General features: G+C 35.9%; 13 protein-coding genes. 7 read left to right on the top strand and 6 right to left on the bottom strand.

Annotated elements, in window-relative coordinates:
- The first annotated feature begins 65 nt into the window (after positions 1 to 65).
- From AC1Q8L_RS21450 to AC1Q8L_RS21440, 3 genes are all read left to right on the top strand, one after another.
- On the top strand, positions 66 to 1,499 hold the full coding sequence (locus tag AC1Q8L_RS21450; protein ID WP_000227586.1) for an alanine/glycine:cation symporter family protein: 1,434 nt from the start codon (positions 66 to 68) through the stop codon (positions 1,497 to 1,499).
- A gap of 213 nt (positions 1,500 to 1,712) precedes the next feature.
- Complete coding sequence (locus tag AC1Q8L_RS21445; protein ID WP_001041895.1) at positions 1,713 to 2,153, top strand: Dps family protein; 441 nt, start codon at positions 1,713 to 1,715, stop codon at positions 2,151 to 2,153.
- Between the two features lie 348 nt (positions 2,154 to 2,501).
- Entirely contained in the window at positions 2,502 to 2,699 is a 198-nt protein-coding gene (locus AC1Q8L_RS21440; protein WP_000656312.1) for a hypothetical protein, read from the top strand.
- A gap of 15 nt (positions 2,700 to 2,714) precedes the next feature.
- Here the strand turns inward: AC1Q8L_RS21440 and AC1Q8L_RS21435 are convergent, their stop codons facing one another.
- Positions 2,715 to 2,996: a hypothetical protein gene (locus tag AC1Q8L_RS21435; RefSeq protein ID WP_016513205.1), complete on the bottom strand. Its 282-nt coding sequence runs from the start codon at positions 2,994 to 2,996 to the stop codon at positions 2,715 to 2,717.
- A 104-nt stretch (positions 2,997 to 3,100) separates the two neighbouring features.
- The gene (locus AC1Q8L_RS21430; protein WP_001225756.1) at positions 3,101 to 3,679 is read right to left on the bottom strand and encodes an LOG family protein; all 579 of its coding nucleotides are present in this window, start codon (positions 3,677 to 3,679) and stop codon (positions 3,101 to 3,103) included.
- A gap of 73 nt (positions 3,680 to 3,752) precedes the next feature.
- Here AC1Q8L_RS21430 and AC1Q8L_RS21425 point away from each other — a divergent pair, with 73 nt between their 5' ends.
- From AC1Q8L_RS21425 to AC1Q8L_RS21415, 3 genes are all read left to right on the top strand, one after another.
- The gene (locus tag AC1Q8L_RS21425; protein ID WP_000355746.1) at positions 3,753 to 4,076 is read left to right on the top strand and encodes a MazG nucleotide pyrophosphohydrolase domain-containing protein; all 324 of its coding nucleotides are present in this window, start codon (positions 3,753 to 3,755) and stop codon (positions 4,074 to 4,076) included.
- Positions 4,077 to 4,129: 53 nt separating this feature from the next.
- Complete coding sequence (locus AC1Q8L_RS21420) at positions 4,130 to 4,636, top strand: ferritin (RefSeq protein ID WP_000949403.1); 507 nt, start codon at positions 4,130 to 4,132, stop codon at positions 4,634 to 4,636.
- A gap of 150 nt (positions 4,637 to 4,786) precedes the next feature.
- A complete protein-coding gene (locus AC1Q8L_RS21415; protein ID WP_001076360.1) occupies positions 4,787 to 5,956 on the top strand; it encodes a DUF418 domain-containing protein in 1,170 nt (389 codons plus the stop codon).
- Positions 5,957 to 6,000: 44 nt separating this feature from the next.
- Here AC1Q8L_RS21415 and AC1Q8L_RS21410 read toward each other — a convergent pair whose 3' ends face one another.
- From AC1Q8L_RS21410 to AC1Q8L_RS21395, 4 genes are all read right to left on the bottom strand, one after another.
- Positions 6,001 to 7,182, bottom strand: coding sequence for a NupC/NupG family nucleoside CNT transporter (locus tag AC1Q8L_RS21410; RefSeq protein ID WP_000706853.1), 1,182 nt, complete (start codon positions 7,180 to 7,182; stop codon positions 6,001 to 6,003).
- Between the two features lie 504 nt (positions 7,183 to 7,686).
- On the bottom strand, positions 7,687 to 8,868 hold the full coding sequence (locus tag AC1Q8L_RS21405; RefSeq protein ID WP_000673847.1) for a NupC/NupG family nucleoside CNT transporter: 1,182 nt from the start codon (positions 8,866 to 8,868) through the stop codon (positions 7,687 to 7,689).
- A gap of 329 nt (positions 8,869 to 9,197) precedes the next feature.
- Positions 9,198 to 10,640 carry an alanine/glycine:cation symporter family protein gene (locus AC1Q8L_RS21400; protein ID WP_000346407.1) on the bottom strand — a complete coding sequence of 481 codons (1,443 nt, stop codon included), beginning with the start codon at positions 10,638 to 10,640 and terminating at the stop codon, positions 9,198 to 9,200.
- 332 nt (positions 10,641 to 10,972) lie between these two features.
- Entirely contained in the window at positions 10,973 to 12,403 is a 1,431-nt protein-coding gene (locus AC1Q8L_RS21395) for an alanine/glycine:cation symporter family protein (RefSeq protein ID WP_001022954.1), read from the bottom strand.
- A 300-nt stretch (positions 12,404 to 12,703) separates the two neighbouring features.
- Between AC1Q8L_RS21395 and AC1Q8L_RS21390 the strand changes: the two genes are divergently transcribed.
- Positions 12,704 to 13,342 carry an NAD(P)-dependent oxidoreductase gene (locus AC1Q8L_RS21390; protein ID WP_000689909.1) on the top strand — a complete coding sequence of 213 codons (639 nt, stop codon included), beginning with the start codon at positions 12,704 to 12,706 and terminating at the stop codon, positions 13,340 to 13,342.
- The last annotated feature ends 18 nt before the right edge of the window (positions 13,343 to 13,360 follow it).

The raw sequence follows: 13,360 nt of genomic DNA, 5'->3' as shown, positions 1-13,360 counted from the left end.
AAAATTGATTCTCGTATATTTTTTGCATATAATTTTCTTATTACGAAAAAAAGGAAGTGTATTATATGGTTGATATCTTTAGCAGATTCCTTGAGGTAACGAATAATATTTTATGGTCATATATTCTTATTGCAATGCTAATCGGCTTCGGTCTTTACTTCTCTTTTAAATTAAAATTTGTCCAAATTACTCATTTCAGTGAGATGGTCAGCTTAATTAGTAAAGGGTTTAATCGAAAAGAAAAAAAGAAAGATAGCATCTCTCCATTCCAAGCATTTTGCTTAAGTGCAGCAGCACGTATCGGTATCGGGAACTTAGCCGGTGTGGCATTAGCAATTTCGATGGGTGGACCTGGCGCAATATTTTGGATGTGGTTTATAGCAATTATCGGAGCAGCTACTAGTTTCGTAGAATGTACGCTCGCTCAAATTTATAAAGTAAAAGATGGTAGCAGGTTCCGTGGTGGGCCGGCATATTACATGGAAAAAGGATTAAACAAACGCTGGATGGGTGTTTGGTTCTCACTTCTTATTACAATTGCGTACGGATTAATTTTCAATTCAGTACAAGCGAATACAGTAACAATAGCGTTTGAAAATGCTTTTGGACTAGAGCGAACAATCGTAGGAGCTCTATTAGCCTTATTAGTTGCAGTCATTATTTTTGGTGGTATTAAGAGCATTTCACGTATTACAGAAATGATTGTTCCACCAATGGCAATCGTTTATATCGGCGTGGCTATTTTTGTCGTTATTAACAACTTTAGTATGTTACCAAGCATTTTCATGGAAATCTTTAACGGTGCATTCGGTTTAGACCAAGCCATCGCTGGTGGTATTGGAGCGGCAATCAAGTTCGGAATTCAGCGCGGTTTATTCGCGACAGAAGCAGGAATGGGTAGTTCTCCTAATGCAGCCGCAACATCTGATGTATCTCACCCTGTAAAACAAGGGCTTGTTCAAGCATTAGGCGTTTTCGTAGATACATTCTTAGTATGTACATCAACAGCATTTATCGTATTATGTTCTGGACTTTACAAAGGATCAAATTTAGAAGGCATCGAATTAACACAAAACGCATTAAGTTCACAAATTGGACCGTGGGCAAGCACTTTCTTAGCGATTATTATTTTCCTATTCGCTTTCAGTTCACTTCTAGGAAACTACTATTATGGTGAAACAAATATCGCATTCATTAAAGAAAGCAAAACATGGTTAATGATTTATCGTGTTGCAGTTGTCGGAATGGTATTCTTCGGATCAATCGCTGCTCTTAAAACAGTTTGGAGTTTAGCTGATTTATTCATGGGACTAATGGTATTCACAAACTTAATTGCCATCTCATTCCTTAGCAAATTTGCTTACGCTGCATTAGTAGACTATTTGAAGCAAAAGAAACAAGGCAAAGATCCTGTCTTCGTTGCAAACTCTATCCCTGGCTTAAAGAATACAGAGTGCTGGGATGGACAGGATGTAGAAGAAAAACAAAAGGCTGTTTAATAAATAAAAGCGGAAGCGGCTCGTTTAGAACAAGAGCCATATCTCAAACAAAGGCCCTATTACTTCACCGTAATAGGGCCTTTTATTTATAACAGTTCATAATTTGTTCAAATTAATTCCAGCAAAAGGGTTGATTTATAGACATTACTAGATTATAATAATTATAAATTAGTAATTGATATCACATAACAACTCAAAAGGAGATTGATCATAATGAACAAACAAGTAATCGAAGTATTAAACAAACAAGTAGCAGACTGGAGCGTTTTATTCACAAAACTTCACAACTTCCATTGGTACGTAAAAGGACCTCAATTCTTCACATTACACGAGAAATTCGAAGAACTTTACACAGAATCAGCTACTCACATCGATGAAATTGCAGAACGTATTTTAGCAATTGGCGGCAAACCAGTAGCAACAATGAAAGAATACTTAGAACTATCTTCTATTCAAGAAGCAGCATACGGAGAAACTGCAGAAGGGATGGTCGAAGCAATCATGAAAGACTACGAAATGATGCTAGTCGAACTGAAAAAAGGCATGGAAATCGCTCAAGATTCTGACGATGAAATGACATCTGACCTACTACTAGGTATCTACACAGAACTAGAAAAACACGCTTGGATGCTACGTGCGTTCTTGAATCAATAATAGACTTTAAAGCGGAAGCGGCTCGTTCAGAGTCGCTTTTTTATGTAATGGTCGCACTTAACGGTACACGAAATTATATCAACGATTTTTCAAATATATCGATCATAATCCACAATATATCAACGATTTTTTCATTATATCAATCATTACCCGCAATATATCAACGATTCGACAAGGGATATCAATTTACCGACAAATCAAGACAATATCAGCGCCCCTCTCCTCCACTTTCATCACTATATTACAATCTCATCTATGTTAAAATATAGGAAACACCCTTTAGTATCATAGATCCAAAAAGCTTTTCCAAATTCATCATTTACTACTTAAATGACGGGAGTGGTTCAGTTGAAAGACTACTTAATTAGAGCATTTTTTGCGTTGATAACAGTTGGGATTCTCTTACTTATAGCTAATATTTTCAATATACGTGTCGAGGTTAAAGACTATGCTTTCCTCGTTGTCGTAGCAATTGGTGGCGGCTGGGGTGGCTGGTACCTGTATAAAAAACAAAGCAATCAAAATGATAAAGGCATTCCAAAGTAATATGGAATGCCTCTTTTATTGCCTTCTGTAATAAATAATGAAATTCAGGCCACTAATACAACCAATCGCAATAAACATACAAAACGATTGTGGATCTCCAGCCAAATTATACTCATCAACAATAAAGCCAATCATAAAGAGTGTTATCGCCGAAACACCGATACACAATATCGAAATAAACCAAAGCGAAAATTCATTAATTAGCTCTTTCTTCTGTATTGAAACGATTAGCATAACAAGAATAGACGCTGCTAAAATACTTTTAAAAACCGGACGTAAATATACGAACTCCTCCATCAATTTCTCCTTTTCCAAAAACGTCATATATTAAAATTAACATATTTAACCAAATTAAAAACACATGCCATCTTAAATTAAAACGACATGTGTTTCCGTATTTGCTATGATAGTTGCTTCCACTTCGTTCCCAAAACAGGACGCTCATAATTTTGGATTGCATGAATTAGTTTATCTGCCGTCTCAGCTGAAACGATCAATTCTTTATTTGATGGATTCATAAATCCTTCTTCTGCTGCACGTTCAACCATTTGCAGAATTGGTCCGTAAAAACCTTTTATGTTTAATAAACCAACCGGCTTATTATGTATACCAATTTGTGACCAACATACAACTTCAAATAGTTCTTCAAACGTTCCGTATCCGCCTGGAAGCGCAATAAAAGCATCTGCAAGCTCTGCCATTTTCGCTTTACGTTCATGCATCGTCTCTACTTCAATTAATTCTGTTAATCCTGTATGCACAATTTCTCCTCGGAATAGACCGCGTGGCATAACACCTGTTACACGTCCACCTAAACGAAGAACTTCGTTTGCTACTTCTCCCATTAATCCAACGCATGAACCACCGTATACGAGCTCATACTCGTTCTCAACAAACATTTTACCTAACTGAATTGCCTGCTCTTTGAATTCTGGTCTCTCCCCTAAATTAGAACCTGCAAACACACAAATCTTTCTCATTCCTACACCCCGAAACTATATATTGTTATGATACAATTGACATTGTACAACATATTGAGGAGATGAGGAAGAAATGGATATCGTTGCATTTCAAAGATGGGTTGAGGAATTTTACGAAAAACGAAGCTGGTCACAGTATAATGCCTTTATTCGCTTAAATTTCTTAACCGAGGAAGTTGGGGAAGTTTCACGAGTCGTTCGTGCTATTGAAATCGGCCGCGATCGCCCTGATGAAGATGCGAAAACAGAAGAAGAGCTAAAACAAGAACTAAAAGAAGAACTTGGCGATGTACTATCTAACCTTATTATTCTTTCGCAAAAATATGATTTAGACTTACAAGACATTATGGACGCACACGTCACAAAGCTTTCGAAAAGGTTCGAAGCATCTAAATGAGAATATTATCAATTATGGTATAATATTCTTGTCACAATACTAAGGGGGATTTTATGTTATCAAAAAAATTGCACGACGCATTAAATGAACAAATGAACTTTGAATTTTACTCTGCCCATGCTTATATGGCAATGGCTGCTTACTGTACAGCTGAGAGCTATGATGGATTCGCTAACTTTTTCCTTGTACAAGCTGAAGAAGAACGTTTCCACGCAATGAAGCTTTACAACTATATTAATGACCGCGGAGAGCGCGCTATTATTACTGGATTTGATAATCCGAATAACGAATACGAATCTGTATTAAACGCTTTTGAAGTCGCACTTGAGCACGAGCGTGAAGTAACGAAACGTATTTACAACTTATCTGATATTGCTTGGGATGAGCGTGAACATGCAACAATTACATTCTTAAAATGGTTCGTTGACGAACAAGTCGAAGAAGAAGCTTCATTCGATAGCATCATCCAAAAACTAAAACGTATTACAAGCGATTCAAACGCACTGTTTATGCTAGATGCTGAATTAGAGAAACGTACATTTACGCCTCCAGCTGAGTAATATTTCAATCACCTTAATACATGTATTAAGGTGATTTTTTTGTTTGCTCTCTATCTTAAAATCACCTTAAATTTCCTCATATTTGACATAGTGCCAGATATAAAATGGTATTATTTTCAATATAAAAACGAATATACGAGGAGAGGAAAAGTGAATCAACGTGTAGAAGCTGTTGATGCAATTCGTGGTTTCGCTTTGTTTGGCATTTTACTAGTCAATATGACATTAATTCAATTCGGGTTCTTCACCAGTGAAAAACCAACTTATCTATTTGGCGATCTTGATAAAGGTGCTAATTGGTTTATTCAATTTTTCGGCACACATAACTTTATATCCCTATTTTCTTTTCTATTTGGACTTAGCATTATTTTGTTACAAAAAAGTATTATCGCAAAAGGAAAAAGATTCTTCCCTACATACATAAGACGTATTATCATTCTTTTACTACTTGGCTACATTCACGGTACTTTTGTTTGGGAGGGAGATATTTTATTTGCATACGGAATAATCGGGATTTTTTTAATGATATTCATCAATCGAAAACCGAAAACTTTGCTCATTTGGGCGATTATTCTACTTGCACTTCTTACACTTATGTCTTATCAAACTGACCCATCTACAAATACAAATGATTTCGCACCTTATATTGAAAAAGAACATAAGGTTCATGAAACTGGAAGCTATATGGATCATGTCAACTTTAGATTGACTGAAAATCCTTTTGATTACATGGGAATTGACGGTGCATTCGGATTATTTTTTATATCAGTTTTCGCAATAATTTTTATGTCTCCACTGTTCCTACTCGGAATGTATGTAGGGAAAAAAGGCTGGCTATTTGAGGTCAGTAAACATATACCTGCTGTCAAAAAAATATGGTTTGCCACCGGTCTCTTCTCTTTTACAATTAAAATCTTAGCTATGTTCATAAAACACCCGGTTTTAATTATGTTACAAGATGGCCTTACACCAGTAACTATGACCTTCTTTTACGGAAGCACAATCATTTTATTATTCCATTACAAAAAAGCAACCCGTCTACTAACATACATGGCGAACATGGGGAAAATGTCCGTTAGTAATTACTTAGCGCAATCTATTATCGCAACAACCATTTTTTACGCATATGGATTTGGCTTATACGGGAAAATCGGCTATTTCTTCGGTATTCTTTTAACCATCGGAATTTATACGATTCAATTATTCGTTAGCACCTATTGGCTCCAGAAATACCGAATGGGGCCAGTGGAATATGTCTGGAGACTGGGAACTTATTTAGAGAAACCACGTTTTAAAAGAGACTTGGATAAAGCAAGTTAAACAAAAAAAGCAATGAGCCTACGCTCATTGCTTTTCTTAATTTATTAAAGCATAACCCCAACGATAATCGCTGATAATATACTTACTAACGTTGCACCGTATACAAGTTTTAAACCGAATGATGATACAACGTTTGCTTGTTTGCCATCGATACTCTTCGTTGCACCTGCGATAATTCCGATAGATGAGAAGTTCGCAAATGATACAAGGAAGATAGATAAAATACCTACTGTACGAGCTGATAAATCGCCAGCTACTTTTCCAAGGTCAAGCATTGCAACGAATTCGTTCGTTACTAATTTTGTTGCCATAATTTGTCCTGCTTGTAACATCTCTGATGTTGGAATACCCATTACGAATGCTAATGGTGAGAAGATGTATCCTAAAATGCTTTGGAATGTGATTCCGAAAATTGAATCGAATACACCATTAATTGCTGTAATTAATGCTACGAAACCGATTAACATCGCCGCTACTGTTACAGCGATAGAGAAACCAAGCATAATATATTCGCCTAACATTTCAAAGAATGTTTGTTTCTTGTCTTCTTGTAATTCTAAAATATCGTCTTCTTCTTTTACTTCATATGGATTAATAATATGAACAATAATGAATCCACTAAATAAGTTTAATACAAGTGCTGTTACTACATATTTTGGATCAATCATTTTCATATAAGAACCGACAATTGACATCGATACTGTAGACATTGAAGATGCACAAAGTGTGTATAAACGATTTTTCGGTAATTTGCTTAGTTGATCTTTTACTGTAATGAATACTTCCCCTTGACCAACGATTGCAGCTGCTACCGCATTATATGATTCTAGTTTTCCTAAACCGTTAACTTTACTTAATAGGAAACCGACTGCACGAATGATAATCGGTAAAACTTTAATATGTTGCAGGATCCCGATTAATACTGCTAAGAAAATAATCGGTAATAATACTGTTAAGAAGAATGGTGCTTGTCCATCGTTTGCTAGACCACCAAATACGAAATTAACCCCAGCTTCCGCAAATTTTAAAATAGAACCAAATCCATCTGCGATCCCTTTTACTAATACAAATCCGACCTTTGTATTTAGTAAGAAATACGCAAGTACCAATTGAATAACAAGCATAAGTGCAATTGGTTTATATTTAATCTTCTTACGATCTGAACTGATAAGGAAACCTAGTACAAACACTACAAGTAAACCGACTAGAAACATTACTATTTTCATATGTGAATCCCCCACTTCTCCCACGAATTATTGGTCGTATAACGTATAACGAATGACGTCTGACCATTGTTGTTAAAAAAATTTTAAACCCCTAAAACTATTCAACTGTCATCTAAAATCAGTAAGCGTTTACATAAATTGCAATTTATAAAAGGTAGCTTCTTCTCTCCTACCATACTTGAAAGTCTGAAATTGATACCACCTACAAATCAAATTGTAAGCGTTATCTAGGTGAAATGCAATATAAATTTTAAAAGATTTTTATATGTTAATATATTCCTAATTAATTGGTTTTTTCATGCAAATTTACCATAAAAAAAATAGCCCTAGCTATGAGCTAGAGCTACCCTTTTTTACCCCGCTTTAACGGGCAGTAAGACCCCCATCTCAACATTCAGCGAAAACAAAGAAGTTAGATGGGTGATTAATTGCCCATAAAAGCCCGATTGGTTCAACTAATAATCAGCGGGGGATAAAGCTCCCCCCACTAATTAAAGTTTCACTTTATAACATAACACCAACGATAATCGCTGATAGAATACTTACTAACGTCGCACCGTACACAAGGCGTAAACCGAATGATGATACAACATTTGATTGATTTTCATCGATACCTTTCGTTGCACCTGCGATAATTCCGATAGATGAGAAGTTCGCAAATGATACAAGGAATACAGAAAGAATACCAACCGTACGAGCCGATAAATCACCAGCTACTTTTCCAAGGTCAAGCATCGCAACAAACTCGTTTGATACTAATTTTGTTGCCATAATTTGTCCCGCTGTTACCATTTCTGCTTGCGGGATGCCCATTACGAATGCTAATGGTGAGAAAATATATCCTAAAATAGCTTGGAATGTAATACCGAACATTGTATCAAACAAGCTATTGATTGCTGTAATTAATGCTACGAAACCGAGTAACATAGCTGCTACTGTAATCGCAATCGTGAAACCAAGCATAATGTACTCGCTCAGCATTTCAAAGAATGATTGTTTTTTCTTATTTTCTAATTTCAGTGTATCTTCTTCTTCTGTAATATCGTACGGGTTAATAATATGAATGATAATGAAACCACTAAATAAATTTAATACAAGTGCTGTTACTACATATTTCGGTTCGATCATTTTCATATAAGAACCAACGATTGACATCGACACTGTCGACATTGAAGATGCACATAATGTATATAAACGATGTTTTGGGATTTTACTTAATTGATCTTTTACTGTAATAAATACTTCTGCTTGTCCAACAATGGCAGCTGCTACTGCATTATATGATTCTAGTTTTCCTAGACCATTTACTTTACTTAACAACGTACCAATAGCACGAATAAATATCGGTAAAATTTTAAAGTGTTGCAGAATTCCGATTAAAACCGCAAAGAATACGATTGGTAATAGCGCTGTTAAGAAGAATGAAACCTCTCCTTTATTAACCAGACCACCAAATACGAAAACGATTCCAGCTTCCGCATATCCAAGAAGTGCGCCAAATCCATCTGAAATTCCTTTTACTAAAATATAACCAACTTGTGTATTTAATAAGAAATAAGATAATACTAGCTGAATAATAAGCATAATTGCGATTGGTTTATACTTAATCTTCTTTCGATCGGCACTTATAAGAAAACCGAGTACAAATACAACGAGTAATCCTACAAGGAACATAACAAACTTCATTAATAAAATCCTCCATTTAACTCTTCATTAACGTTGAACGTCTGACCATTCGAAACAAGAAATAATCCGAACTTTCCATTTCTCCTCCAAAACCTTCAATCGGATAGGAAAGATCATAAAACCTCTTATTTCAAAGGCATTTTCCATTCTAACACAAATCACAACTCATATCCGCACTTTTCTTAAAAAAATACATTTTATTATGAAACATTCATTAATGTTCGTCTTTTTCATTATAAAGCGAAACTTTAATGAGCAGGATTTTCACTTCACACAAATAGCTGAACCAACAAAAAATGAGCATCAAGTTTCACTTGATGCTCACCTCATTATACTGCTTTTTCTTTATCAGCTACCGCTGGCTTATCCCAACACTCTGTATTGTTCAAACCTGGAATAGACTCCGCATAAAAGACTGGATCTTTCCCTTGTTTCTTTTGCTTAATATAATCTGATAACGCTGCGAAAGCGTACTTAGAAAGGAATACAATTGCTACTAAGTTAATAACAGCCATAATTCCCATAAATAAATCTGCTAAATCCCAAACGATTTGAATTGTCGCTACAGATCCTAGCATAACCATACCAAGTACAGCAATGCGGTATGCATTTAATAACACTTTACTTCCATTTAAGAACTCAATATTTGTTTCACCATAGTAGTAGTTACCTACTAATGAACTAAATGCAAACAAGAAGATCGCAACTGCCACAAATATAGAAGCCCATGGACCGATATGTTGACTTAACGCCTGCTGCGTTAATTGAATTCCATTTAAATCAGCTGCATTATGCACATCTGATAAAAGAATAATAAATGCTGTACAACTACAAATTAATAATGTATCAGTAAATACCCCTAAAGTTTGAATGAAACCTTGTTTAACTGGGTGCGTTACGTTTGCAGTCGCTGCTGCGTTCGGCGCACTACCCATACCTGCTTCATTTGAGAATAACCCACGTTTTACCCCTAATAAAATCGCAGCTCCTAATCCTCCGCCTACTACTTCTTTAATTCCGAAAGCATGTAAGAAAATTTCTTTAAATACATATGGAATTGCCGTAATGTTTGTTACAACAACGAATAATGCCACTGCTACATAAATAATTGCCATTACTGGAACAATCATTTCAACCGCGCGAGCAATTCGCTTTACCCCACCGAAAATAATAACTGCAAGTAAACCAGCCATAACAAGACCTACCAATCTGCTATCTGTTTTAAATGCACCATCAAAAGCAGCTGCTACAGTATTAGACTGTACAGCGTTAAAAATCAATCCGAAACTTACTGTTATTAGAACAGAGAACACAACACCTAACCAGCGTTTCTTTAAACCCTTTTCCATATAATACGCTGGGCCCCCACGGAATGCATTCCCATCTTTTACTTTATAAATTTGCGCTAATGTGCTCTCTACAAATGCAGAAGCACCCCCAATTACCGCAATTAACCACATCCAAAATACTGCTCCTGGACCACCTGCTGAGATCGCAATAGCTACACCAGCTAAGTTACCAGTACCTACACGAGAAGCTGTACTCATACAAAACGCTTGGAATGACGATACGCCGCTCTTCTCTTTTTGCGCTTTCCTCGTTTTCGAGCTTGCTCCATCCCCAAGCAAACGAATCATTTCACCGAAGTAACGAACTTGGACAAATTTCACACGAAATGAAAAATAGAGCCCTAACCCAATTAACATCGCAATAATGATATATGACCAAAGGATATTATTTACATCCCCAATTACCCTAGCTAAAAAATCCATATTTGTATTGCCCCCTCTTCCTAACAATAAGAAAATTATATTCTAAAAACTTTAAGTAATCAAGAACTTTATGTAAGGTTTTATGACATGAGTATGTTAATTATCTTAACATACGTGTTTTTTTTCATAAAAATATAGCTATTACATGCATTTATCCAATACTCAATCACTTATCCTCTTCGACCAGTCATACTTTTAAAGCAGTACGTTCCCCATAATAACGAGAGAAACAAACAAAAAAAGTTATATTAATAATTACCCCTCACCCTTTTCATTATTTACTACAACAAAAAAGGCGAGCATCGAATTTGCCTCGATGCTCACCTTTTCAATTACACTGCTTTTTCTTTATCTGTTACCGCTGACTTATCCCAACACTCTGTATTCGTTAAACCAGGAATAGAATCTGCACTGAAGACTGGATCTTTCCCTTGTTTCTTTTGCCTTACATAGTCTGCTAATGCTGCATACGCAAATCGGCCAAGAAGTGTAATTGCAATTAAGTTCGTGATTACCATTAGACCCATAAATAAGTCTGCCATATTCCATACAACTTGAAGCGTCGCAACAGAACCGAATAATACCATTCCAACTACCGCAATACGGTAAATTGTTAACCACGTTTTGCTTTGCTTAATAAATTCAATATTTGTTTCACCATAATAGTAGTTTCCTAGAAGTGAACTAAATGCAAATAAGAAAATAATAATCGCTAAGAAACTGCTCGCCCATGGGCCAATTTGTGAACTTAATGCATTTTGTGTTAATTCAATACCTTCTAAATTTGTTGCTTTATATGCACCAGAACATAGTACGATAAACGCTGTTGATGTACATACTAAGAATGTATCTACTAATACTCCAATTGTTTGAATAAAACCTTGTTTCGCTGGATGCGTTACATCAGCTGTTGCCGCCGCGTTCGGCGCACTACCCATACCTGCTTCGTTCGCAAATAATCCGCGCTGAATACCATATTTCATCGCAGCACCGATACCGCCACCTACAGCTGAATCTAAACCGAATGCACCTTTAAAGATTTCCGTAAACACATCTGGTATTAAATAGAAGTTTTTAATGACAACAAAAATAGCTACTGCAATATAAATAAGCGCCATTGGCGGAACAATCATTTCCGACATACGTGCAATACTTTTTACACCACCAAAAATAATAACCCCAACTAATGCAGCTAATACAATACCAACAATATAACGCTCTAAGCCAAATGCATTTTCAAACGCTAATGTTACTGTATTTGCTTGTACTGAGTTGAAAATTAAACCGTAACTAATTGTAATCAGAACAGAGAACCAAATCCCCATCCAACGTTTATTTAAACCTTTTTCCATATAATAAGCAGGACCACCGCGGAAGCCACTGCCATCTTTTATTTTATAAATTTGCGCAAGCGTACTTTCTACGAAACTTGAAGACGCACCGATAATCGCAATAACCCACATCCAAAATACAGCTCCAGGTCCTCCCATAGAAATAGCTAACGCTACACCAGCTAAGTTCCCGATACCAATACGAGCTGCAGAACTCATACAAAATGCTTGGAACGATGATACGCTGCCCTTTTTACGTGTCTTGCCAGTTAGTCCATCACTCATTAAACGAATCATTTCCCCTAAATGAGTAAGTTGTACGAATTTTAATTTAATAGAAAAATAAAGCCCTAAACCAATTAACATTGCAATAAGAATATATGACCAAAGAATCGTATTCGTTGATGAAACGAATTGTTCCAAAATATTCATACAATTAACCCCTCCTTTTCTCCATAAAACGAATTATATTTAAAAAACATTCAAAAATCAACATTTTTCGACAATTTGCAATTTCCAAATATTAGCCAAGCGCGAAGTAACAATATCTTTATGACTCTCCTCCCTCTAACTGTGCATACTAAAACAAAAAATAAATCTACAAACTACCCCATTGACAAAAACACCAACCTGTAACTATAATGATTACAACAGGTTGTAACAAACTTAATTACAATACATTCATTCACTTTCAGATATACAATTTAACAAAACACTTTGGAGGGATTTATTATGAAAATCGGAATTATCGGAGCAACTGGTAAAGCAGGAAGTCGTATTTTAAAAGAAGCATTAGATCGTGGACATGAAGTAACTGCAATCGTAAGAAACGCCGCAAAAATTACAGAAGAAAACGTAAAAGTTTTAGAAAAAGACGTATTTTCTCTTACATCTAACGACTTGCAAGCATTCGATGTAGTTGTAAATGCATTTGGCGCTCCAGCAGGACAAGAACACCTTCACGTAGATGCAGGAAACGTACTAATTGAAGCTATGAAAGGTACACCTAATACAAAATTACTTGTAGTTGGTGGCGCTGGAAGCTTATTTGTAGACGAAGAGAAAACAACACGTGTATTTGAGACACCAGGTTTCCCAGGCGAATACCTTGCAACAGCTCAAAACCAAGGTAAAAACTTAGAAATCTTACAACAAACAAACGATATTACTTGGACATTCATCAGCCCTTCTGCACTATTTGCATTAGGAAAACGTACTGGTTCTTACAAAGCTGGCAAAGACAATCTTCTTGTGAACGCAAAAGGTGATAGCTACGTAAGTTACGAAGACTTCGCAGTTGCAGCACTTGATGAAATCGAAAACCCAAAACATGTAAACGAACGCTTCACAGTAGTTTCTGAAGCTGAATAATAAGAAAAAGCTCGTAAA

The sequence above is a fragment of the Bacillus sp. GW823-FHT06A11 genome, assembly GCF_058795355.1.
Note: the sequence above shows the minus strand (reverse complement) of the source record. Positions and strands in the feature narration are given on the sequence as shown.

Bases quoted from the DNA above. Each gene is read 5' to 3' on its own strand.
- AC1Q8L_RS21400 (WP_000346407.1), bottom strand. From the start codon at position 10,640: ATGGATTTTTTAGCTAGGGTAATTGGGGATGTAAATAATATCCTTTGG.
- AC1Q8L_RS21430 (WP_001225756.1), bottom strand. From the start codon at position 3,679: ATGAGAAAGATTTGTGTGTTTGCAGGTTCTAATTTAGGGGAGAGACCA.
- AC1Q8L_RS21420 (WP_000949403.1), top strand. From the start codon at position 4,130: ATGTTATCAAAAAAATTGCACGACGCATTAAATGAACAAATGAACTTT.
- AC1Q8L_RS21410 (WP_000706853.1), bottom strand. From the start codon at position 7,182: ATGAAAATAGTAATGTTTCTAGTCGGTTTACTTGTAGTGTTTGTACTA.
- AC1Q8L_RS21450 (WP_000227586.1), top strand. From the start codon at position 66: ATGGTTGATATCTTTAGCAGATTCCTTGAGGTAACGAATAATATTTTA.
- AC1Q8L_RS21435 (WP_016513205.1), bottom strand. From the start codon at position 2,996: ATGGAGGAGTTCGTATATTTACGTCCGGTTTTTAAAAGTATTTTAGCA.
- AC1Q8L_RS21445 (WP_001041895.1), top strand. From the start codon at position 1,713: ATGAACAAACAAGTAATCGAAGTATTAAACAAACAAGTAGCAGACTGG.
- AC1Q8L_RS21390 (WP_000689909.1), top strand. From the start codon at position 12,704: ATGAAAATCGGAATTATCGGAGCAACTGGTAAAGCAGGAAGTCGTATT.
- AC1Q8L_RS21425 (WP_000355746.1), top strand. From the start codon at position 3,753: ATGGATATCGTTGCATTTCAAAGATGGGTTGAGGAATTTTACGAAAAA.
- AC1Q8L_RS21395 (WP_001022954.1), bottom strand. From the start codon at position 12,403: ATGAATATTTTGGAACAATTCGTTTCATCAACGAATACGATTCTTTGG.
- AC1Q8L_RS21405 (WP_000673847.1), bottom strand. From the start codon at position 8,868: ATGAAGTTTGTTATGTTCCTTGTAGGATTACTCGTTGTATTTGTACTC.